Source organism: Streptomyces tibetensis (genome assembly GCF_007655005.1).
Taxonomy (GTDB): domain Bacteria; phylum Actinomycetota; class Actinomycetes; order Streptomycetales; family Streptomycetaceae; genus Streptomyces; species Streptomyces tibetensis.
Window position 1 is genome coordinate 142640 of the sequence record NZ_SZVW01000022.1, and the last position, 23083, is coordinate 165722.

Sequence of the window (23083 nt, forward strand, 5' to 3'; positions counted from 1 at the left end):
GTGCGAAGGCCCACCGGCGGACTGCCGCACAGCCTTCGTGCCGCTAAGAGAGCGTATATGTCGCTCATGTGCCTGCGGCGACCGTGATGGCGGGCGAGAGCCCGCCAGTTATTCAGGTGAGCGATTCCATGCTCAACAAAGAGCCTGTTCTCATGCGACGGAGAAGAAAAGCCTCTTCCACCGTTGCAAAGTTCAGAACGTGGCGGCTCTCCGGGCCGGACCCGTGGTCACGGCCCGGAGCGTGTCGGTCAGCAGCGATCGGTCAGATGCGGGTCCACTTCTGGTTGGCTGCGCTGCCGCACTCCCAGATCTGGACCTTGGTGCCGTTGGCGGTGGCGCCGCCAATGACGTCGAGGCACTTACCGGAGTGGACGGCAGTGATGGTGCCGTCGGGATTGAGGCGGAACTGCTGGTTGGACTGGCCGTTGCAGTCCCAGATGTTCACGGCGGTGCCGTTGGCGGTGGCGGCGCCGACGACGTCCAAACACTTGGCGCCGCCGTAGACCCGCAGCTCGCCCGCGCTGGTGCTGGTGAACCGTTGGTTGGCGGCGCCGTTGCAGTCCCAGATCTCAGCGAGGGTTCCGTTGGACTGGGATCCGCCGGTGATGTCCAGGCAGCGGCCGGAGCCCTGACCCTTCAGTGAGTAGGTGCTGCTGCCGGGCGGGGTCCCGCCGCCGGAGACCACGTACATCGCGGCGCCGTGGGCGGGGACGGAGGCGCTGATGGAGCCGCTGGTCGTGCTGGTGGAGTGCGCCCACAGGTCACGTACCGCGTAACTGGACGCCGAGCCGAGGCCGATCTGGGTAGCGGACGTGGAGATGGTGGCCGTGCCGCTGCCGCGGTTGAGGAGCACCACTGCGACCGAGCCGCCTGCCATCGGCTTGGTCCACACCTCAGTGTTTCCGTTGTCGACGATCCGGTTGCCCTGCCTGCCGCCCCAGTCCTGGTTGACCCCGATGACCTCGGTGTTGGTCAGAATCGACTTGGTGGCGGCGCTCATGGTGCGCAGGTCGTTGCCCGCGATCAGAGGCGCGTTGAGCAGCGCCCAGAGGCTGAAGTGGGCTCGGGACTCGGTGTCGGACAGGCCGTTACCCACCTCCAGCATGTCCGGATCGTTCCAGGCACCGGGGCGGGAGAAGCCCGCCCAACCGGGCTGGGCGTCCAGGATGCCCATCACGGAGTTCCAGTTGGCCTGGATGTCGCCGGTGTTGCGCCAGGAGTTGCCGGTGGCGGGGCCCCAGGTACCGACCTGGTCCTGGCCCCAATTGCAGAGGGCGAAGAGGATGGGGCGGCCTGTCCTGGCGAGCGCGTCGCGCATGGCGGTGTAGCGGTCCTGGCCGCTGCGGCCCTGGTGGTCACCGCAGTTGTCGTACTTGAGATAGTCGATGCCCCAGGACGCCCACAGGTTGGCGTCCCGCTGCTCGTTGCCGAGGCTGGCGGGGTAACCGGCGCAGGTGGTCAGGCCGGCCGACGAGTAGATGCCGAGCTTCAGCCCCTTGCCGTGCACGTAGTCGGCGACTGCCTTCATGCCGTTGGGGAACTTCACGGGGTCCGCGACCAGGTTGCCGCCGGCGTCGCGATTCCGTGTCGACCAGCAGTCGTCGATGTTGACGTACTGATAGCCGGCTGCGGCCATGCCGCTGGAGACCATCGCGTCGGCCGTCTCGCGGATCAGACGGTCACTCACGTTGCAGCCGAAGCTGTTCCAGTCGTTCCAGCCCAACTGCGGGGTACGGGCAAGGCCGTTGTCGAGTGCCAGGGCCTGGGGGGCGGATAAGAGAGCGAGAGGTACCGCGGCGGCGACCACAGCCGCGGAGAGCACCGCGCGGATGAGTCTGAACATGGTTTCTCCTTGATCGGTTGTGCGTGTCCGAAGGCGTCAGGCATGAGCCCGATCCCGATGTGTGCCGGTGTGCAACGACCGCGCCCAGGGCTGCGCCGGCCAACCTGAGTACGGCGATGCCGTCCCAGCCGTCCTCCTCCGGCACGCCGGGTGTCCGGGTTGCAGTGAAGCAAGGGCCGAAGTGCCGTTTTCCGCAAGGCACTTCGGCCCCTTCTGCCTAGGGTCGGATTCAGTCCTCGTTACCGGAGGGTCCAGCGCTGGGTGGACGTGCTGTTGCAGTTCGCCAGGATGCTTTGGGCACCGTTTCCGGTACCGCCGCTGGTCGTGTCGAGGCACAGACCGGATCCCGCGCTGGTGATGGTGCCGCCGGCGTTGACGTTCCAGCGCTGGTTCTGCCCGCCGTGGCAGTCCCAGACGATGACCCGTGTGCCGGGGGAGGTTCCCGCCCCCTCGGCGTCCAGGCACTTGCTGCCGTACACACGCAGTTCCCCGGCGTCGGTGCGCGCCCACTTCTGGTTGACGTTGCCCGAGCAGTCCCACAGCTGGACCTGGGCGCCGTTGGCCTGCGACGCGTTCGGTACGTCCAGACAGCGGCCGGAGCCGGCTCCGACGATCTGTCCGCCGCTCGGCGGGGGAGTGGTCGTGCCGCCGGGCGGCACGTACGGGCACTTGGTCTGGGACCGGGAGACCCCGCTGCTGTCCGCGAGCGACGGGCACAGGAACTGGGTGTAGCGGGTGTCGTTGTCGAGGAAGATCTTGAGCCAGGGGATCGTACGGCGCGTCACGTTGGAGTTGCCCCAGGTGGGGAAGCCGTGGCCGCCGCTGGTGAGCTCGATGTAGGCGCTCTGGGTGGCGACCGGCATGCTGCCGTAGAGCCCGTTGAGGTAGGAGGGCGTGACCGTGCCGTCGTCCCGTGCGCCCATGATCATCGTGGGCACGCGCAGGGTGGACAGGTTCTGTGAGGGGGAGAAGGGAGCGAGCGGCAGGGCTGCCTTCAGGGTGGGCCGGCGTTCGGCCGCGCTGATGGCGCCGCCACCGCCCATGGAGTGGCCGAGCACGCCCAGCCGGTTGGGGTCGACGCGGTCGCGCACCGGGCTCTTCTGGGTGAGGTAGTCCAGCGCGGCGAGGAGCTGGGTGCCGCGGGCGGTGTCGTAGTCGTTGGGGCTGTTGGTGTCGATGCCGATGACGACGAACCCGAAGGACGCGAGCCAGGGCCCCATCCACGCGCCTTCGGCGGACCACCGGGCGGTGTAGCCGGGCACGGCGGCGACAGCACCCCACGTGCCCAGAGAGGTGTCCGTCGGGTAGTAGATCTTCCCGCCGTTGAAGCCGTTGCCGGGCGGGACGGTCACCTCCGCGGTCGCGAACGTGCCCCGCTGGGCGGCGACGCTGCTCACCGTGGGAGCCGGGCCGCGCTCGTAGGGGTTGGCCGCGGCCGACGGGGATTGCGCCGACGCCGGCTGGATCGACAGCAGTGCGGTGAGCAGGCCGGTCACGGCCGCGCCCACGGCCGCCTTCAACGTGACCGTCCTGCTCCTCCTGGCGGCTCTCGGCAGGTGGGTGGGGGCGTCGCCGGACACCGGGACGTCGGTGATGCTCGAGTGCATCGTCCTGTTCCTCCATGTCTTTGTCGTGGATACGGGAGTCGCGAACGGGCGACCGACTACATGTGGCGTGCGCATGACAGATGAAGGTCGCGTTGCGTCAGCGGTGGTGCCGGGGAGCCGCCGGGGAGTTGGTGCCCGTGGCGCCGGCGGAGAAGACCGCGGCCTCCTTGGCGGTGGCGGCGATGCCGTTCGCTCCGTTGAAGAGGCGCCGGCCCCAAGCGGTGAGCTGGTTGGGGTCGAAGCCGGTGACCAGGTCCAGGTACTGCACATCGCTGCTGTTGCCGCTCCACGACCAGCCCAGGTAGCCGAGGCGGAGCCGCTGGGCGGCGGCCAGGATGGCGTCCTCGTCGGGGTTGCCGTCGCTGTGGTTGTGGCCGAACTCTCCGACCACGATGGGGAGTTTCGCGGCCACGAAACGGTTCAGGTAGTCATTGACCTTCGCGGCCGTGTTGAAGACGCCGTACATGTGGACCGAGAACACCGTGTTGCGGTCCGGGTCGGCGGCGAACACCGACGCGGCGTTGTCGCGCATCGTGAACGCCCAGTCCTGGCCCCAGTTGGGTGCGTCCACCATCAACGTGTGGTTGACCCCGGCGTTCCGCAGCTTCTGGACGGCGGCCTTGGTGTCGGCCGTCCACCTCGTGTAGTTGCTGTTTCCGTACGGCTCGTTGCCGATATTGACGATGAGGTACCTTTCCTGGCCGGTCAGGACACTCTTCAGACTGATCCAGTAGTCGGCGGCGCGGGAGAGGGTGGTCGCGCCGCTCTGGTCGCCGTAGCCCGTGGTGTCGTGGACTTCCAGGACGCAGATGAGCCGGTTCTGCTTGCACTGGGCGATGATGTCGGCCACGTCGGCGGCGCTGTTGCGAGTCCAGCGGTCACCGCTGGCGAGGACGACACGGACGGTGTTGGCGCCCTTGGCCTTGATGTGGGAGAGGGAGTTGATCCGGTTCGGATACCAGGTGTGGGCGTGGTTGACGCCCCGCATCACGAAGTCGTTGCCGGACGCTTCCAGCAGGCGGCCGTTCTGGACGCGGAAGCCGGTGGGCGCGGCCTGGGCCGGGGCGGCGAGACCGAGCAGGGGGACGAGGAGACCCAGGAGAGCTGCCAGGACGGCGGCCATTCGTGGGGCGGTTCGCGTGTGGACTCTCATGGCGGCTCCAGGAGGGGAAGGAGTGTGCTTAGGCGGGGGTGGGTCGTGTCGGGGACAGCTGACGGGGGTGGCCTGTGTCGGACAGCTGATGGGGGCGGCTTGTGTCGTGCAGCTGACGGGGGCAGCGCGGGTGTCGGCCGTGATGTGGGACGCGGACGGGCTGCTCGTCGTCGTGGTGCCGTGGTGTTGCGCTGGCTGCCTGTCCGGGAGGAGGCGGCCCGAACGACGGCCCGGCAGGCAGCGGGATCACGTCCGGATGTCCGGGCCGCTCGGGGCACCGTTCACAGGAGAGCGGCGAGGGCGGGATACCAGCGGGCGGCGATCTTCGTGTTGCCGGAGGAGGACGGGTGTACCCCGTCGTAGGTGTCGCCCGAGGTGTTGAAGCCCGTCCACTGGTCGACCACGGTCACCGGAGAGCGGCTTGTGCTCGTCGCCCGGGCCCAGCCAGGAATCCGCGCATTCAGCTCGACCACTCGCCCGGCACAGCCGGTGCAGTTGGAGGGGTTCATCGGAATGATCTGTGCGACCAGGATCTTCATGTTCGGGTTCGATGCCCGCATCTGCGTCACCAGCTTGGTGTAGGCGGCGAGGATGCGGTCGGGGGAGATGCTGCTCCAGACGTCGTTCGTGCCGAAATGCATGACAACGATGTCGGGGTGGGTGGCCGAGAGGCGGGCAGGAAGCAGGTTCTGGTTCGCCACGTTGGTCACGAGCTCGCCGCCGTGGCCCTCGTTGTCGCCGTCGAACGCCTGGGGGCAGCCCTGCTGGCTGAGTGTGCCGACGAAATCGACGTTCGAGTGCCCGCTGCTGCGTAGCCGGTTCCACAGCACCGCTCGCCAGCAGCCGGGGGAGCCGGTGATCGAGTCACCCAGCGGCATGATGCGTACGGGGGCAGCTGCGGGAGCGGCAGCGACCGCAGGCGCAACGGTCACGCCGAGGGCGAGCAGAAGCAGAGTCAGAAGGATCCGGACGAACGGTAAGTGACGGGTGCTGCGCATGCCATTGCCTTCCTGTGTGAGCGGGGGGTGCTATGAGAGGTGCGGTTCGGTGAACGGCTGCCTCGCCGCCGCGCAACTGCCCATGACGTCAGCGCGCCTGGCTCGTGCCCACCACTGGTCAGGTGTGCGGGGTTCAGGCAGTGCAGACGCCAGGGCGAGGCGGGGTGGGCAGGCTGTTACCGAAGAAGTGCCCAAGGTGCGGGGCTGGTTCCCGGCGCGGTGATGCCAGGCCGGCGCGACACTGGGCGTCTTGGAGCGGTGGGGTGATGCGCGTGCCGGTCAGTTCGACGGTGGTGATGCCGCCGAGCGATCAGCTTCTGGGAACCGCACCGTGGCTCGTCGTGGTGGTGACGTGATGTCGAGGCGTGCGCCGGTCACGATGGCCTCCGATGCGTGGGGGTGCCTGAGTGGATCGGTGACCCTGAGGGCCGGAAGGTGATCATTCACCCAGACGAGCATGGGAACGCTCCCACGGAGCGTAGGAAGGCGCCGAGGAGCCGTCAAGGATTCTGTCGAAACTTGGTGTTCGGTCGTGCTCGGATTCGTCACGCTGTATGCGCTGATTGCCGGGCCGTCGAATGTCCTGGAAATTAGGTTGACCGCGCCGAGATCCGTCGCCGTTTCCCCCGGTCACCCCCGCTGACGACCATCCGGCCTTCTACGAGCGTGAGGCCGGTGTGGCGCGGCCCGAGCTGACCGTCGCGGCCCACCTCGATCCGGCGGCCCGGCACGGCGCCGATCTGCGCTTGTGTGGGTCGTCACGGCGAAGGAGACGTACGTGGCGGACCGGCTGGTGATCGCTGTGTGGAGCGCCGTGTCATGTACTGGTCCCCTCCCCAGGGCGGAACCGCACCCTTCGCCCCGGACCGGCATCCGGTCTACGTCTGGGAGGACCGCGACGGCGGCGACGTCTACGGCTTTCCCGCTCTCGACGGCGCGGACGGCGGCGCCAAGGTCGCTTTCCACGCCAAGGGTTCTCGCGCCGATCCGGACCGTCTCGATCGGGAGACCCATCCGCGCTGGCCGACGGTCGGTTCCTGCTCAGCGCCGCCTGCACGTACACGCTCACTCTCGACGAGCACTTCGTGCTGTCGCTCCCCCTCGCCAGTCCCAGGTGACGATCGCCTGCGGCTTCTCCGGGCACGGCTTCAAGTTCGTCCCGGTCATCGGTGAGATCATGACCGACCCGTTCGACGCCCGACGCTTTAGCAGCCGTGGACCGCATCAGCGCCGGCCGTCCGCTCCCTGATCACAGCGTGGCGCGCAGATGGCTCACCGTGACGAAGTGGAAGCCTTCGGCGGTGAGGGAGCGAAGGATCTCGGGGACGGCGGCGACGGACGTCGGGTGGATGTCGTGCATCAGGACGACGCTGTTGCGCTGCGCCTTGGCGATGACCGTCTGAGCGACCTTGGCGCTGTCCCGGTACTTCCAGTCCTCCGTGTCGACGTCCCACAGCACCGGCGACAGTGTGGTGGCGGCCTTCACCTGGGCGTTGACCGCGCCGTACGGCGGCCGGAAGAGGGTGGGGGCCGTGCCGGTGGCGGCCTTGATCGCGGAGCTGGTGCGGCCCAGCTGAAAGGCGACCTGCTCCGGGGTGAGCTTGGTGAGATCGGGGTGGTTCCAGGAGTGGTTGCCGACCTCGTGACCGGCCTTCGCCTCGGCGCGTACGAGTTCGGGATGGGCGGCCACGTTCTGGCCCACGGTGAAGAAGGTGACACGTGCCTTGTACCGGGCGAGGTGGTTCAGAAGGTTCGCCGTCTCCGGGGCGGCGGGGCCGTCGTCGAAGGTCAGGGCGATGCACTTGACCTTCTTGCAGTCGGTGTCGTCGTCGGCGGAGGCGGTGTGGGTGGGCACGGCCGCGCTGGGTGTGCTGGGGGCGCCAAGGTCGAGGTCGCCGTTGGGGTGCTCGGTCTGCTTCTGGGCGCGTCGGCCGAAGGGGGACAGCCAAGGCGTGACCGTCGCCTTGTCGAGGGACACGACGTAGGACCCGGCTGCAGAGGCTCCCACCGTGCCTGAGTCGAGCTGAACTCGGATACCGCCGACGGCGGTGAAGGACAGATCGTCGAGGAAGCCGCTGCGGTGGGTGGCGTCGGCGAAGGAGTCGTCGAGGGAGGTGGGGTCCACCCCTTCGCGGCCCTTGAGCCGTTGCTTGAGGGCGCCGGTGAAGGCGTCCCGTGACCCGTCGGCGATGAGGTCGAGTGCCTGGCGGTAGGCGCCGTCCCGCCCGTCGTACCAGTACGTGCTGGTCGACCGCCCGTTGCCGGCCCCACTGCTGTCCACTGTGGTGAGCCGGACGCCGAGCACGTCACCGGAGGCCACCAGGAACTGGTGGCTGACGTTGAGCTCGCCGACCGAAGGCGAGCCGTTGCCGCACCTGCTGGAGCGGAAGGAGGCCACGCGCCGGTCGGCGTCCGCCTTCATCGCGGCCGTCATCGCCTCGGCTCCGGGCACGTCCGGGTAGCTGACGGCGAACGGGCAGGAGCGCTGCTCACTGCTGTCGTTGACGATTTCCAGGCCCTTGATCTTCGACGGGTCGACCGCCCGGGAGACGGAGGAGGACGGTCCGGCCTGCACCGGTTCGGGGGAGGGGTCCGGGGTTCCGGACCCGTTGGCGCAGGCCGCGGTGAGGGTGAGTGAACCGAGCAGGAGAAGAGCCGGGGGAAGGAGGGCGGGAGAACGCATGCGGAGCACCTGGAGGAGAGAGGACGTGCCGGGCGACGCGGAACGGACGCCGGTCGGCCGTCCAGCGCAGCAGCGCGGACGGCCGTCGTGCTCTCGATGTTGCAGGTCAGGAGCGTTTTTCAGCGACCCTCGGGGTCACTCCGAACAATCCTGCGACGCCCCCCGATTGCGGCTTCTTCAGCGTTGAGCGGGGCACACCTCGCGGTAGGGGGCGTCGGGGACGTAGTTGCGCCACTGGGCACGGGTGAGCCCGCCGCCCGCTCGCCGGCAGACGGCGCGGACGGCCTGGTCCGGTGCGATGGCCTGGGCCTGGAGCGGCACGTCCGGGCCTGATGCGTAGACCGTGCCCCCGTCGTCGGCGAAGGAGAGCGAGCGGATCTCGTCACCGGACGTCGGCAGATCGCTGCCGAGCAGCTGCTGGTTCTCGGTGTCCCACAGGCGTAGCGTGCCGGCCATCCCGCCCACGGCGAGGGTGTGGCCGTCGGCGGAGAAGGCCAGCGCGGTGACGGACTCGGGCTCACCCCGCGAGACCGTGTCGGCCGTGCCGGTCAACACGCCCGTGCGACGTCGGACGTCGCCGTCCCACAAAGTGACATGCCCGGTCCTGTCACCGACGGCCAGCCGCGTGCCGCCGGGGCTGAAGGCGAGCGCGGTGACCTCCCGGCCGTCGGCGAGGGCACGCCCGGTGACCTTGCCGGACGCCACGTTCCCGTACTCGTCGTCGTAGCCGACCAGCAGCCCCCCGTCCGGCCGGACCACCAGGGCCGTCTCGGACAGGCCGTGCAGGACCCGTGACCTGCGGCCGTGTGCGGTGTCCCACATCTCGGCCCCGCCTTCACGCACGGCCACCACAGTCCGTCCCCCGGGGCCCGTGGCGAGTCCGGCCAGGGGGCGGTCGGCGGCGCCGGAGTCGGTGAAGGACGTGCGCACTTTGTGCGCCGGTACGTCCCACAGGGTGAATCGCATTCGCAGGGAGCCCTGTGAGGAGGTGGTGTCGGCGACGGCGAGCGACCGGCCGTCCGGACTGAAGGACAGCAATGGGCTTGTCGTGCTGTCCAGCGAGGGCAGGGAGCCGAGGGTGGCCCGGCCGAGCACCTTGTCCGAGCCGGTGGAGCGCAGCTCGAACCGGTAGCCGTCGCCGGACCGGGTGACGGTGGCCAGGGATGTGCCGTCGGGACTCAGGGCGGTCGCGTCGGCCTCGGTGCCCTGCCATCGAGCGCCGAGGCGGTCGGTGAGGTCGTAGCTGTGGACTGTGGCGCCGTCCAGGTATCGCAGGACGCGTTGCTTGCCCGGATCCCAGGTCAGGCCCCTTACTTCAGCACCGGACAACGGCCGCTGGTAGGCCAGGGTGCCCCCGTTGTCCAGTCGCCACACGGCGATCTGCTGGTCGTCGGCTGTGGCCAGGAACCGCCCGTCGGGGGAGAGGGCGGCTTGCGTGAACCCGGAGATCCCACCGCTTTGGAAGTCGGCGGCCGTGCGTCCGCTGCTCACGTCCCAGACTGTGGCGGCCGTACCGTAGGCGATGGCCAGGCGCCGGCCGTCCGTGCTGAACCGCAGGAGGCGGGATCCGCCGTCCGCTCCCGTGCCGGTGCCGCAGACGGTGCCGTCGGACTTGTCCCACTCTCCCGTCAGCCGCCGGTGCCGGACGGTGTCCCACACCTGTGGCGGGGCCCCGGCCGGGCACAGCGCCAGCAGCCGGCCGTCCGGGCTGAGGGCCGTCATGGACAGACCGTCGGGGACATCGGCCGAGAGCGCTGGCCTGGAGCTGTCAGTCCGCTGTACCCGCACTGTGCCGCCCTGACATCGGCCGAGAGCGCTGGCCTGGAGCTGTCAGTCCGCTGTACCCGCACTGTGCCGCCCTCGCCCGCCGGGCCGGTCACGTACGTGCTTCCGTCGTCCGAGGTGTCCATCAGCGTGGCGTCGCCCAGTTCGGCGGCGGGCTTCCCGGCGGGGAGGTCCCACAGCACGTCACCGTCCGGCCCGGTGAGATCGAGAAAGCGGGAGTCGGCGCCGGCGGCGGTCACCTCCATGCCGCTGGGGAGGTGGTAGGCCGCGGTGCGCCGGTGGTCGGCGACGCTCCACACACTCACCGCGCTGTTCACGACGCTGACGAGACTCCGGCCGTGGTCGGTGAGGTAGCGGCGGACGTCCCTGCCCGTCTGCGGGTCGGTGAAGGCGTCCCGTTCCGGCTGGGCCAGCGCCGCCAGCAGCGCGGAGCGGGACTCGGTCAGCGGAGCGAGCTTCCAGGCCGCGACGCCGAGCAGGGCGGCGGTGCGGGGGTCGCTGGAACGCAGGCTGTCGGAGATCGTGGCCAGGCGACGGGCGGCGGCCTTCGCGGACTCCTGCGCGCTCGCCCGGTCGCGTTGCCAGGCGAGCAGGCCGGCCGCCAGCGCGCACACGAGGAGGACCGACAGGCCCACCGTGAGCGCGCGCATACGACGGACGGTGCGTGCCCCCGCATCCCGCTCGGCGCGCCGGGCATCCAGGGAAGCGCTGAGAAACGCCCGCTCCAGTGGGGCCAGGTCCTCTTCCGTGGCCTTTCGTACTGCCCCCGCCCCTTTGCCGGCGAAGAGTTCCTCTGCCCGGGCCAGCCGGGTGCCCCGGTACAGGGCGCCGGGATCGCGGTCCAGCCCGTCCCAGGCGCGTGCGGCCTCGCCGAGCAGCCACTGCACGTGCAGTCGTTCCCGGCTCTCCTCGATCCAGCCGGCCAGCCGCGGCCAGCTCGTGATCAGCGCCTCGTGGGCCAGCTCGACGGTGCCGCCGTCCAAGGTGACCAGACGGGCGGCGGCGAGACGTTCCACTACGTCCTGTGCGTCCGGTCCGGCCAGTTCGGCGCGGGACGCCGGGCGACGCGTGTCGGGGGCGCCCGCGGGCAGGGCCCGACCCTGCTCGTCAGCGGAGCCGTTGGGGGCGATCAGCCGCAGCAGGATCCGGCGGGCGGTCCGTGCCTGCTGGGTGGACAGACCGCCATACACCTCTTCGGCAGTGGCGGCGATCGCCCCACGGACGCCGCCGGTCTCCTCGTAGCCGGTCAGCGTCAAGGTGCGGCCCCGGCGACGGCGCCACGTCTCCAGCAGGGCGTGCGAGAGCATCGGCAGCGCACCCGGCTGGTCGCCGACCTCCTCGATGATCCGCGCGGTCAGAACCCGTTCCACGTTCAGCCCCGCGACGGTGGCCGGGCCGGTGATCACCTCGCGCAGTTCGTCCCCGCTCATGGGCCCGACCAGCAGGTTGGCGCGGCTGACCGCCTCGGCCAGCTCCCGCTGGACCGCGCAGTGGCCGTAGAAGTCGCCGCGCACCGCGACCACCACGCGCAGGCGGCTCTCCGGCTCACGCGCGCTGAGCAACAGGTCCAGGAAGCGGTCCCGCTCCTCGCGGTCGTGGCAGAGGGTGAACAGCTCCTCGAACTGGTCGACGATCACCCAGGTGTCCAGCTCACCGTTCTGGGGAACGAGCGCCGGCCCGTGAGTCTGGGCGGGCCGCTCGCCGGGGGTGAGGACCCGGACCACCGCCGGGCGGCTGGTGCCCCTGTCTTCCCGCAGCAACGGGATGAGGCCGGCCCTCAGCAGCGAGGACTTGCCGCTGCCGGACGGCCCGAACACCGCCGCGAAGCGGTGCGTGTGCGCCAGGTCCAGGAGTTCGCGCACGAGCGCCTCCCGGCCGAAGAACAGGTCGCTGTCAGCCGGTTCGAAGCGGGCGAGCCCACGGTACGGAGCCCGCTCGTCGGCCGTGGGAGCACGGGACTCGGCGTCCGCCTCCCGCCAGCGGGCCTCCCACTCGTCCGGGTCGGCGTCGAGTGCATCCGCGTACGCGCGTACCACCGCCAGTGTCGGCAGCTGGTCACCGGCCGCGGCTTGCGACAGCGCGGTCGTGGAGTAGCCCGCCCGCTCGGCCATCTCCCGGTACGGCGGCTTCCCGGCCTTCTCCCGCAGCAGGCGCAGGTCATGCGCGAGGCGCTGGACCGGACCGGCACTGGGGTCGACTGGTTTCTCTCGTCGGCCCACCTGGTGGCACCTTTCAACCATCAAACAAGAAACGGTGCTCAACCTACGTTTTCACCCGTCCGGAGGCAATCCCGGCCCCAGCGGATGAGGCCGGGACTCCCTCGGGCTCAGGGCACCAGCTCTATGGCGTCGTACGACACTCCGGGGCTCAGGTAGGCGGTGCCGCCGGAGCCGCTGACGATCTCGATCGTCAGCTCCTGGTAGGCGTCGGCGGACTTGATCCAGGCGCTTGCCGGGACGGCGTGGCTGTAGGTGTGGTTGTTGCCGCGGTAGGAGCCCACGGTGAGCGAGCGGGTCGTCGGTTCCTTGGTTGGCTGGGGGACGGCCGAGACCCAGTCGTTGACCCTGATCCGGGGCCTGCCGTTGGCGAACGCGGTGGTGATGCCGATGTTGAGGGTGTGGCCGGAGGCCAGCTGCTGGGCGGTGAGCTTGAAGCGGATCTTCAGCTTGTTGTTGATGTCCGCCCACTGGTAGCAGGGGAAGTCCGCCGCAGACGAGGAGCCCACCGTGTGGACGCCAGTGGTCCAGGGCCTGGCCCGGGCGTCGGAGGGGTGCATGGTGGTCACCAGGGAGGCGTTCTTGAAGCCGCCGGGGGTGCCGGTCCAGTCGCCGATCCGCCAGATCGCGGGCTTCCGGCTCGGGTCCGCGGTGACCTTCAGCGTGTGCAGGGCCGTCGTCTTCCCGGCCGTCACGGTGACGGCCGTGGTGTGGACGGCGAGCTCGTCCTTGTACACGGTGAGCGTGTAGGTGCCCGGGAGCATGTACGGGGAGAGGAAGTGCCCGGTGGCGGCGTCGGCCTTCGCCCAGTACTGGGCGGTGGCGTTCGCGAAGCCCACGGTGTAGGCGTGGCCGTCGCTCCGGCCGCTGATGCCGACCCCGGCGACCCGCCCGCGACCTGCGCGGCCGACCCAGCCGACCAGGCCCAGGCCGTCGACCCAGGAGGTGTCGATCCGGTCGTGGGAGAGGGAGCGGGCGGGTGCGTCGCCGTCGGTGAAGGCGAGGATGTAGGGCCCCTGAAGGCCGAAGCGCATCGGTTCGGTCTGGTTCTCGCCGTAGTAGAGGATCTCGTACAGCCCTGCGCCGTCCTCGTAGTGGTGGCGCATGAGCGAGCGGTAGAACGGGCCGCCGGAGGCCTTCTCGTGGTTGCTGCGCACCATCCACATGCCGGTCTTGCCGGCGCTCCAGCCGACGTGGTCGTAGTCGATGACACGCTGGTTGGAGTAGTGCTTGGAGCGGGTGGTGCCGTTGGGCTTGCGGCGGATGTCCTGTGCCTCGATCAGGGTGTCGGTGCGGGCGTCCCAGGTGTCGGGGTTGTTGTTGGGGAACAGGCCGGGCTTGACGCGGACGATGTAGCGGGTGGCGGTGATGGAGGTGTCCGCCTTGTTCGTCCACAGGTAGACGTTGTTCTCGCCGCGGCGGGCGGCGTAGTAGTGGTGCATCGTGCCGTGCACGACGGTGATCAGGATCGTGTCGCCGGTCCTGCGGATGCTCACGGAAGACGTGCCCAGGCCCGTCTCGACGTGCGAGTTGCGGTTGCCGTAGCCCTGGTACTCGGTGCCCTTGTACACCAGCGAGGTCAGGTCGCCGGTGCGGTGGTCGACCTTGAAGACCAGGTCGGCGCCGGTGGTGATGACGTAGGCCTGTCCGTCGTCGCGGTATCCGAAGGCGCTGGGCGCCGCGTCGGCGGTGGCGAGCAAGGGGCCGGCGACCGCGGCGCCTGGGCCGAGGACGAGTGCGCCGACGGCGGTTCTGATCAGGACATCGCGGCGGGTCAGACGTCGGCGACCGTGGTGGGCCATGGGTGTTCCGTTCGTGAGCAAGCAGCTGATCGAGCTGTGGGTGTGTGCGGCGGTGGTGGCCGGGCTGAGCCGGCTCACCACCGCCGGGGGTGCCTTCCGGTTACCGGACGGTTCGGTAGGCGTTGTGGATCGTGCCGGTGTAGGTGTTGCCGGCGGTGTCGGAGAGGTCCGCCCTGAAGGAGACGGTGCCGGGCCTCTTCGGGTTGGTAAGGGACAGGTAAGGCGTGCCGCTCGCCGTGCCGCGCACGGTGACCGGCTTCCAGGTGCGCCCGCCGTCGGTGGACACCTTCACCGTCAGCGACTTCAGGTGCCCCTTGGCCGCCGCCGGACCCTGCAGGGACAACGGGACTGTGATCCGGGCGCCCGCCTTCGCCGTGCCGGTCAGGCTCAGCTTCGGGTTGAAACGGACGACGGAGAGCGGCCAGGCGACCACCTCGGTCTCGGGTGTGTTCGCCGAGGTGAACGTCCACACGCCCTCGACGTGGTCACTGATCCTGTAGCCCTTGCTGCGGTCGGCGGTGATGGACAGCTTGTAGCGTGCCGTGTCGGCCCGCAGGTTGGAGTAGGTGTTCGGGCAGGTGTCCTCGGTGGAGTCGCCTATGACCTTGCTGCCGGAGGTGAGCCGGGTGTGGACGCTGGTCTGCACGGAGAACGAGAAGTCGCCGGGCCCGTCCGAGAACATCGGCACGCACAGCGCGTAGTACCGGCCGACCCGCAGGCCGCCTACGACCTTCGTCGGTGTCACGATCGGGCCGTGGACACCGCCGTCCAGAGTGACGCGGTACGTACGGCCCGGCTCGAAGCGGCGTGAGGTGGCGAAGGCGGTCATGCCCTCGCCGTCCGTACCGTTCTGTGTCCGGGCGCCGAGGCTCCAGCGCAAGCCGTGGTCGGCCGACAGGTACTGCACGATCGAGGCGGTCGGTGCCGCACGCAGCGGCCCTTCGAAAGCCGACGTGGCTTGGTCGAGCGCTGACCAGCCCGGCGTGGACCACGCGTTGTTCTGCGCGGTCGTGGCCTTGGCCAGGGCTGTGGCGACGGAGGTGTTCACTCTGGCCATGCCGCGGGTGGAGGCGAACCTACGGGTGAGGCCGTCGAAGAAGCGGCCGGTGCGGGTGGTCACCAGGTTGTACGCCGGCGAGGTCGCGGTGCGCTGCCAGACGCCGCCGACCTGGGCGATGAAGTCGCCCGCGGGGGCGCTCGGGCCGACCTGGCCCAGGAAGCTCGTCCCGGCGTCGAGGCCGGTGCCGACGGAGAGGTCGTAGGCCGGCTTGGCACCGCGGGCGGCGAAGACCACCTGGCCGTCGCGCAAGGTGGCCCGACGATCAGGAGCAGTCACCTTCACGGGCTTTGCCCTGCGTCCGTCGAGGGCGACGGTGGTGTCGTGGTCGAGCACGACGTGAGGAGCGGCCAACTGGGCCGATTGGCCTGCCGGGGTGATGGACGTGGCGCTGATCGCGTAGCGCCCTCGGGGCAGCCGCAGGGTGACCGTGCCGCCCCGCGCCGTTCCATCGTCGTAGGGCGTGAACTGCTTGCCCGTGTCCAGTCCCGCCACGGTGACGTCCGGTTCGTTGTCGCGCTTGCCGTCCCGGCGGGTGGTGACCAGGGTCAGCGTGTGCGACTCCACCTCGCGGTCGACCGCCACGGCGGTACGGACGCTGCGCCCGTCACCGCTCGCGGTGACCGCGCCGGAGTACAGGCCGTCGGCGCTGCCGAGCCGGGTGTCGGCCGTGACCGTCGCCTGCGCGGTGCCGCCGGCCGGGACGGTCAGCCGCGCGGGGGAGACGCTGACCATGCCGGTGGGCGCCGTCCCGCCGTCGGGGCCCGTCGCGGTGATGTCCAGGTTCAAGGTGATGGGCTGGGTGCCGTCGTTGCGGTAGGTGACAGTCCTGGTGACCGGGGTGTCGTCGTTGTGCGGCCAGGGGTCCGGAGAGCCGAAGTCGACCGAGGACGGCTCGCTGCTGACGGTGGTGTCGATCGCCCGGGGCAGGTCGACCCGGCCGACGCCGACGTCGTACGCGGTCTCGCCGTTCAGCGTTCTCGCCGAGGCGGTGAGGGCGGTCTTGAGCTGCTCGCCGGTCCAGTCGGGGTGCTCCTGGGCCAGGATGGCGGCGGCGCCCGCGGTGTGCGGGGTGGCCATCGACGTGCCGGACATCGACACATAGCCGGGTGCCTCGTCGTTGCCCTCGGTGCCGCGGGCGGCCTTGGCGGCGATGATGTCGACGCCGGGCGCGGCGATGTCCGGCTTGAGGCGGCCGTCGGCGGTGGGTCCGCGGCTGGACCAGGAGGCGATCTTGTCGTCGCGGTCGACGGCGGCCACTGTGAGGGCGGCCGCAGCTGACCCCGGGGAGCCGACGGTGGTGTCCGAGGGGCCCGAGTTTCCAGCGGCGATCACGAACAGGGCGCCGGAGGAGGCCGACAGGTCGTTCACGGCCTTCTCCATCGGGTCGACGTCTGGCGTGTCGACGTTGCCGAGGCTCATGTTGACGACCTTGGCGCCCTGCGCCACGGCCCACTGCATACCGGCGATGATGCCCGAGTCCTCACCGAAGCCCGTGTCGTCCAGAACCTTGCCGACCAGCAACTTCGCCCCGGGCGCCACCCCCTTGTACTTGCCGCGGCTCTTCGCGCCGGAGCCCACGATGGTGGAGGCGACGTGGGTGCCGTGGCCCTGCCTGTCGTCGGTGGAGCCGGAACCGCTGAAGTCCTTGGCCTTGAGGATCCTGCCCTTGAGGTCCGGGTGGGTGGCGTCGATGCCGGTGTCCAGGACGGCGACCTTGACGCCCTTGCCGTCGTAGCCCGCCTTCCAGGCCGTCGGGGCACCGATCTGCGCGACCCCTCCGTGCGGGTCTGGAGCGACGGGATCCTGCGCAGTGACCCTGACTCGGCCGTCCAGCCACACCCGGTCGATCCCGGGGGCGGTGGTCACGGCGGCGCGGTTGCCGGCGGGGTCGGTCAACGTCCGCCACACCTTCCCCGCGTCCGGCTTGTCGGTGGTCAGCGCGTCGCCGTGGATGGCCGGCAGCCGGTGCGTGACCTCCGCCGATCCGGCGAAGAGGGATTCCCTGGCTTCCTGCTGCACAGCGCTCGAGCCGTTGTAGGAGACGATCAGCGGTACCTGCTTGCGATGGGCGTCGTCGTAGCCGTCCTTGACGAGCTGCGTGACGTCGAGCAGTCGGCGGTCCAGCCTGCCGCTGCCCAGCAGCCTCGTCGCGTCGAGCGGAACGACGTAGGTGTGCCCGGCGAAGCGCCGTACCGAGTACCCGACGCCGCTACGGCCCTTTCCCGGCCGGACCTCGACCACCCGGCCGTTGCCGTCCACGGTGACGGTGTCACCGGTCAGCAGCGTCACGCGCGCGGCCGGCTTGGTCAGGCCTGGGTTGCCGCCCAGAGACGCGGCGGACGGGCCGGCCGGAATGACCGGTGCCGCGGGGGCGGCAGTCGCGGTCGCGGTGAGGCCGGCCAGGGCGAGCAAGGCGGCGAGGCCGAATCCTGTTCTGCCATGTCCGTGCAGTCTCCTTCTCGTCCGCTGGTGCTTGCTCTGCAAAGGAAGGTCCCTTCCCCGTGGTCGTTGCATGGTCCGTACGAAGCCGCGTACGCGAGTGCAAGGGCGGCCCCGAGTCACCGAAGGGGGCTCAGGTGACTCGGGGCCGCCTGTGGACGTGCCGATGGCGAGGGAGTACCACCGGCCGGCACCGACTCTGCAGGGCCGGGGAGTTGGTAAGTAGGCCCTGACCAGCACTGAAAAATGCGAGCGTCGGCTGAGGCGCGTTCACGCCGACACGGCGACGCGGTCGCCGCTGAGCCGGTCCGCGCGCAGCAGGTCCGCATCGCGTGATCCCGAACCCGTGGGTCATGGCTGCGACGCGACGCACAACTGGTCCGGCGCCGGTGCCTGCAGTCCCGGACGTCGACCCGCCCGGTTGCTCAGTCACACGGGCGGGTTCGTCGTCATCCCCTTCCTAACCAACAAGAGTGCGTAGCGGACTCCGGCAGCAGGCGATGCTGGTCGGCCTGGTCGACGATGACTGGGGGCGCCGCTACGGCCGTCCGGTCCGCCTGAGCAGAACCCCATCGGCCCAATGCCAGGATCCTCGCCGCCGGCGAGGCCTGTCGGCTGCTGGAATGCCTCCAACGGCACGGACCGTCAGCGGGTCGCTGCCGGGGCAACCCCACCCGCCGGCACTGCAGGAACGAAGACTTCGCCCGGGGCGACTTCCACATCGGCATCGACCGGTCAGCCAGGGCTGGCACAGCACCTACCCGACCCGCTCGCCCACCGCGGCCCCCTCATCATGGCGCGGTTCACCAAGAGCCAGTGCCACCGGTGTCCGGATCGGCCCCTGTGCAGCAACTCCCGCGAGCGCGCCCGGAGCGTGGGCTTCCTCCGGCGAGGACTCCGCGACTTGCAAGTCCGCTGACGAATCTTCGGCAGCTGATCTCGACCATCCGAAATTTCCGACGGGGTCATATTGAGCGCAGGGGTCGCCGTATAGACACGGCCAGTGTGGGATGCGTCACAGAGCGCTGGCTTGACCAGTCGTTCGCATGCTTCAATCCAGATATGCAAATGTCCAACATTTGGAGGTTTAACGGAGGGGTGGCGGTTGCCGCGCCGGGCGTCGACTCTGGCCGCACAGAGTGCTGACCAGTTGCAATCTCGTTTGCGGCAGTGGCCCGAGCGACGACATCGAAGCCCGTGTCGGGTCTGATCGCGGCGACAAGCCCGTCGTGGAAGGCGGCCGCTCTTCCATCGGCAAGACAGCCGCCGGTCTCGTCGTAAGCGGTCGACCGGTGAATTCACGACCGATGACGACCAACTTTTCCAGCGCCCTCCGATTTACCTGAGCCGCCTCTACTGCGGCTCGGATAGCGGCCACGAAACAGAGATCTTGACCATCGGCATGCGGAACGCCGCGTCACCCGGTAGGTACGCCGATCACGACGTGCCGAGCTCCCTTGCCTCTGCCACCGCCGAGCCCGGCTCACGTCAGCGATGGGCCGCTCCACTACGGCTCGCGGTCACACCGCGACCACGGTCCCGGTCCCTTTGGGGCAGGTTCGGAACACCTGAACACATCACGGAAGGATTGCCATGCGTAACACCACTCATCGTGTGAAGCTCGCGGTCGCCGCAGGGCTAGCGACCGCCGCTCTCAGCGTCGGCCTTGTCCTCATCGCCGGCTCTGGCACAACCGCTGGGGCGGCCCCGGCGCACCCGCCGCTGCCGACCGGCTCAGTGGTACCCGCGCCCCCTCGGTGAACACGGGGGTGGTTTGAGCCTCCATCAGCCCCGGAGCGGCTCACCCGACGCCTGACGCCCAGGTCTCTGCACATCTCCCCGGAAGGGCCGACCTAGGGGAATCTGGGAGGGGGATCCGAAGTGCCGGCCATGCACGGCACTTCGGCTGTGAACCGTTCCGGCACTCGGTTCGGCCTGCGTTCTGATGAGGGCCCACCGCTGGCCGGATCCGACGTTGCAGGTCCACAGAACTGCTTGCGTGTCGTTGGCAGTTCCGGAGTTGTATGCGTCCAGGCAAGGCCTCAATCGTGCGTTGTAATGGTGCTGTTCGCGTTAATTATTATCTTCCTGAGTCCTCGTCAGCTTGCCACGGGACTCTGTGTGGTGGGGTGCGGCCTTGGACCCAAGGCCCGGTTTGGCGTAGTGCCCGGATCGTCACCACAGCCCCCCCGGCACCTGAAATTCGCGACGCACCTGCCGTGGACCGACGTGATCACCGGCGCGGTCGAACGATCGCAGGCCCTCCCGAACCTCATCTGACCAGCAGCGACAACCCACCCCTATGACCAGAACCCGTACGCCGGAGCCGAAGAAGCTTTTTTCGAACCCTGTGTCGCATCCGTTGGTTCCCAGCCGCATACCGCGGAGCCAAGGCCAGATCTCCGAGGTCCGGGCGACGCCCCTCGGTTAGGGCAAGAGCGCATCGCATCTACGTGGTGCGGGTCGCGGGCGGGACACTGCCGGGCCGCGCGGATAGTGCGTCGGTAAAATGATCACCTGAGCAAGAGCGAGGAAATGCAGTTGAAGACTCCCAAAAGGATGCGTCGTCACATATTGCCTGGCGCGTCGGTGGTAGCCGCAGTCGCACTGGGTGCACCTCAGGCCATGGCGGCGAGTGGTGGCCCACAGGAAACTCCGGCAGAGAGTTCCAACACGACTGTCAAGCCGTTGGGCCAGCTCGGTTCACTGACAGACATCGTCATTCAGCGTCTCCTGGTCAGCGATCAGGTAGCGGCGTCGAAGTTCGGCACCAACTCGCCCATCGCTGACCCGGCTCGTGAGCAGCAGGAGCTGGATGCGGTCAGGCAGCAGGCCGGTACGCTCGGTCTGGACCCGGACGCGACGGTAGCGTTCTTCCGGGACCAGATCACCGCGAGCAAGGTTGTGCAGAAGGGGCTTTTCGCCCGCTGGACCGCATACCCCGACGAGGCGCCGACCACGCGTCCGGATCTCACCCAGATTCGCACGCAGCTCGACCAGCTCACCACGGAGCTCCTGCAAGGGCTCAAGACTACGCAGCACCTGCGGAGCACCCCCGTGGCCTGCACTGTCCAGTTGGCACTGGCCACGCAGTCGGGCTCAATCATCGACCGGCTCGACGCACTGCACCGCCAGGCACTCGAAACCGCGACGCAGTCGGTGTGCACCAGCCCTCTGAAGTAAGGCCTGAATCTCGGCTCTGACCGGGCCTCCGTCATTGCCTTTTCAGGTGACTCATCGCCCCGGGGCCTCGGTTCGCGGAACGGCCACGGAGTGGCCGTTCCGCGAATGCTTCCTCAAACGTCTGGAGATTCGCCGGGCAGTCGGACGGCCCTCGCATGATCATGCGTTCCGCCACGGAACCGTGCTCATACGAAGGCCGCAGAGGTGAGTTTGCTGCATCACGATGCCCGGCGGGCGGGACGCGTTCGACTTCGCATCACACTTCCGGGGCCACTTCTTCTCGTGCCTCACCCAACGCGGGCGGACTGGCCGGCGAGCCAAGCCGGATCGACACCCGCACGCTCGCCCTCAAGGACGTCACCGCGGTCGGCATTCTGTCCCGCTCACCCGGCCTGGACGCCACCATCCGCGCCTATGCCGACAAAGCCGTCGACCCTCGCCCTTGGTGGTGGTCACCGCCGCCGATATCGGGCCAGGTGGCAGTGATCACCACGAACGCCCCAGACGCCTGGCTCGTACTGCGCTGCGCCGTATGGGCGTCACGGTGACCGTCTCCGGCGTGAGGGAGGACGACTACGACAGCCTGCTGGGCGGTGCCACCGGCGTGATCGCCCATGTCTCCGGCAGTCAGGAGGACATCGACAGTGCTGTCACCGCCCTGAGGTCCGTGCGTCGGGCAGGTACCCGTTCACGCAGGAGTACGTCTCCGCGCCGGACGACACGGGATTCGCCCGCATTGCCACCGTCAGCACCGCGACCCTGGTGCTGAGCTTCCTTGTCGCAGCCGCTTCCGCCGGCCTCACCGCGGCCGCGAACGTCCTCGACCGGCGCCGGATCTACGGCCTGCTGCGGCTGGCCGGCACCCCGCTGAAGGTGTTGGACCGGGCCCGAGTCCGCGAGACCGTCATCCCGTTGGCCGTCCTGGCCGGCGGCACCACCGCCGATGGGTGTCTTCGGCGCCATGCAACTCAACTAGGCGGCCGGCACGACGATCAACGCCTCCGGTCCGTGCAACTCGTGGCCTGCGTGAGCCTCGGCGCGCTGGCCATGTTCGCTGCCATCGCCGGCAGCAGGCCGTTGCTGCGGAAGGTGACGGAGGGCCTGGCACAGACGGCGGACTGACGCCCGAACGAGGTTGAACGCCCCGCGCCGCGGACCCTACGGGGATCAGGACGACGCGATCGGCCCATGTCCTTGAAGGATGGACACGTAGGGAAGCGTCGGCGACGCCGCCGACGCACCCCCCATCCCTTGGCGACAGGACTCAGCGGGCCACTACCCGCACCTACCCCAGGTTCTGCACCTTCGCGAAGGGCGTCCCCGCTTCACCCTCGCGCTGGCCGGTAGCGCGGAGTCGCCCGTCAGAGGTCGTCGAGCGGCATGACGCCCATCTGGTGAGGTAACCACGTCGCTGGGATGCCGCCGCCACACATACCCGCAGCTGCTCTATCGGGAAGCCAGGCTCCGGAGGACTGCCGAGGAGACCGCAGTGGGCAGGACGCTGAGGGTACGAACCAGGGCGGTTGTCGCCCAGGGGAAGTACGCCTGCGCCGGTTCTCTCTCCAGAGCACGTATGACGTGGCGTGCCGCGCGCTCTGTGCTGACCTGGAAGGGTTTGGGCAGGCTGTCGGCGTTGACCCGGTCGGTCGCTACGAAGCCGGGGTGGATGCTGGTGAACCGGATGCCCTTGGGCGCCAGTTCGACGCGCGCGGCGTCGATGAGCGTTCGGGCGGCCGCCTTCGCGGCGGAGTAGGGGCCTTGGCGGGGGATGCCCATGAGCCCTGCCAGCGAGTTGGTGTGTGCGATCAGGCCGCCGTGCGGTTGGTCTCCCATCTGTGCGATCAGCGGGATGAGGTAGTTGACGACGACGTCGTAGTTCAGCGCCATGATCCGTGACACGTCCGCCACGGTGACCTCGTCCATCGACATGTCCGGTCCCTGGCCGGCGTTGAGCAGGGCGATGTCTATCGAGCCGTACTGGGCAACGGCGGACGCCACTACGTCGGCGGCCGCCTGCGCGTCCAGGGCGTCGGCGGAAATGTCCAGGCAGGCGCTGCCGGCCGCTCGTACGTCCTCAGCAAGGGCTGCCAGCTCGGGGGCCCGTCGTGCCGTGACGACCAGACGGTTGCCACCGTGGCCGAGCCGGCGCGCGACCTCCGCGCCGATCCCTGACGAGGCTCCGACGATCAGAACGGTCCTGCCTGTGATGCCTGCCATGGTGTTCCTTCGCTTGCTGACGTGGCGGAAAGAGTTCACACCCGCCCGGACTGTAGGAGGCGCTCACCCTCGCAGGGAGGGACAGCCAGGCCGTCGT

At 69.4% G+C, this 23083-nt stretch carries 12 protein-coding genes and 1 pseudogene; 3 read left to right on the top strand and 10 right to left on the bottom strand.

Annotated features, from left to right (window positions below; all coding sequences use genetic code 11):
- Positions 1–262 precede the first annotated feature (262 nt).
- The 9 genes from FDO69_RS32675 to FDO69_RS32715 form a co-directional block, all read right to left on the bottom strand.
- A complete protein-coding gene (locus tag FDO69_RS32675) occupies positions 263–1843 on the bottom strand; it encodes an RICIN domain-containing protein (RefSeq protein ID WP_104785415.1) in 1581 nt (526 codons plus the stop codon).
- 239 nt (positions 1844–2082) lie between these two features.
- On the bottom strand, positions 2083–3450 hold the full coding sequence (locus FDO69_RS32680) for a poly(ethylene terephthalate) hydrolase family protein (RefSeq protein WP_104785418.1): 1368 nt from the start codon (positions 3448–3450) through the stop codon (positions 2083–2085).
- A 97-nt stretch (positions 3451–3547) separates the two neighbouring features.
- Positions 3548–4603, bottom strand: a complete 1056-nt coding sequence (locus tag FDO69_RS32685; RefSeq protein ID WP_104785421.1) for a glycoside hydrolase family 5 protein — start codon at positions 4601–4603, stop codon at positions 3548–3550.
- Between the two features lie 281 nt (positions 4604–4884).
- Positions 4885–5601, bottom strand: a complete 717-nt coding sequence (locus FDO69_RS32690) for an SGNH/GDSL hydrolase family protein (RefSeq protein WP_420878560.1) — start codon at positions 5599–5601, stop codon at positions 4885–4887.
- Between the two features lie 1249 nt (positions 5602–6850).
- Entirely contained in the window at positions 6851–8284 is a 1434-nt protein-coding gene (locus tag FDO69_RS32695) for a polysaccharide deacetylase family protein (protein WP_104785424.1), read from the bottom strand.
- A gap of 177 nt (positions 8285–8461) precedes the next feature.
- A complete protein-coding gene (locus FDO69_RS32700) occupies positions 8462–10006 on the bottom strand; it encodes a WD40 repeat domain-containing protein (protein WP_138430236.1) in 1545 nt (514 codons plus the stop codon).
- The gene (locus FDO69_RS32705; protein ID WP_240806343.1) at positions 10003–12288 is read right to left on the bottom strand and encodes an nSTAND1 domain-containing NTPase; all 2286 of its coding nucleotides are present in this window, start codon (positions 12286–12288) and stop codon (positions 10003–10005) included. The genes FDO69_RS32700 and FDO69_RS32705 overlap by 4 nt, the downstream gene beginning before the upstream one ends.
- Positions 12289–12395: 107 nt before the next feature.
- The gene (locus FDO69_RS32710) at positions 12396–14087 is read right to left on the bottom strand and encodes a rhamnogalacturonan lyase B N-terminal domain-containing protein (RefSeq protein WP_104785474.1); all 1692 of its coding nucleotides are present in this window, start codon (positions 14085–14087) and stop codon (positions 12396–12398) included.
- A gap of 100 nt (positions 14088–14187) precedes the next feature.
- Complete coding sequence (locus FDO69_RS32715; protein ID WP_159030673.1) at positions 14188–17559, bottom strand: S8 family peptidase; 3372 nt, start codon at positions 17557–17559, stop codon at positions 14188–14190.
- A 2715-nt stretch (positions 17560–20274) separates the two neighbouring features.
- On the opposite strand from FDO69_RS32715, the gene FDO69_RS32725 reads away from it, so the two are divergent.
- From FDO69_RS32725 to FDO69_RS42410, 3 genes and pseudogenes are all read left to right on the top strand, one after another.
- Entirely contained in the window at positions 20275–20769 is a 495-nt protein-coding gene (locus FDO69_RS32725) for a chorismate mutase (RefSeq protein ID WP_324828047.1), read from the top strand.
- 302 nt (positions 20770–21071) lie between these two features.
- Positions 21072–21212, top strand: a pseudogene (locus FDO69_RS42405) (alcohol dehydrogenase); the annotation flags it as partial.
- Positions 21213–21531: 319 nt separating this feature from the next.
- Positions 21532–21891 (top strand): hypothetical protein, encoded by a 360-nt coding sequence (locus FDO69_RS42410; protein ID WP_234388194.1) that lies wholly within the window; start codon positions 21532–21534, stop codon positions 21889–21891.
- A 324-nt stretch (positions 21892–22215) separates the two neighbouring features.
- On the opposite strand, the gene FDO69_RS32740 is transcribed toward FDO69_RS42410, so the two are convergent.
- A complete protein-coding gene (locus tag FDO69_RS32740) occupies positions 22216–22986 on the bottom strand; it encodes an SDR family NAD(P)-dependent oxidoreductase (RefSeq protein WP_104785435.1) in 771 nt (256 codons plus the stop codon).
- Positions 22987–23083 lie beyond the last annotated feature (97 nt).

Bases quoted from the DNA above. Each gene is read 5' to 3' on its own strand.
- FDO69_RS32675 (WP_104785415.1), bottom strand. From the start codon at position 1,843: ATGTTCAGACTCATCCGCGCGGTGCTCTCCGCGGCTGTGGTCGCCGCC.
- FDO69_RS32680 (WP_104785418.1), bottom strand. From the start codon at position 3,450: ATGCACTCGAGCATCACCGACGTCCCGGTGTCCGGCGACGCCCCCACC.
- FDO69_RS32685 (WP_104785421.1), bottom strand. From the start codon at position 4,603: ATGAGAGTCCACACGCGAACCGCCCCACGAATGGCCGCCGTCCTGGCA.
- FDO69_RS32690 (WP_420878560.1), bottom strand. From the start codon at position 5,601: ATGCGCAGCACCCGTCACTTACCGTTCGTCCGGATCCTTCTGACTCTG.
- FDO69_RS32695 (WP_104785424.1), bottom strand. From the start codon at position 8,284: ATGCGTTCTCCCGCCCTCCTTCCCCCGGCTCTTCTCCTGCTCGGTTCA.
- FDO69_RS32700 (WP_138430236.1), bottom strand. From the start codon at position 10,006: ATGACGGCCCTCAGCCCGGACGGCCGGCTGCTGGCGCTGTGCCCGGCC.
- FDO69_RS32710 (WP_104785474.1), bottom strand. From the start codon at position 14,087: ATGGCCCACCACGGTCGCCGACGTCTGACCCGCCGCGATGTCCTGATC.
- FDO69_RS32740 (WP_104785435.1), bottom strand. From the start codon at position 22,986: ATGGCAGGCATCACAGGCAGGACCGTTCTGATCGTCGGAGCCTCGTCA.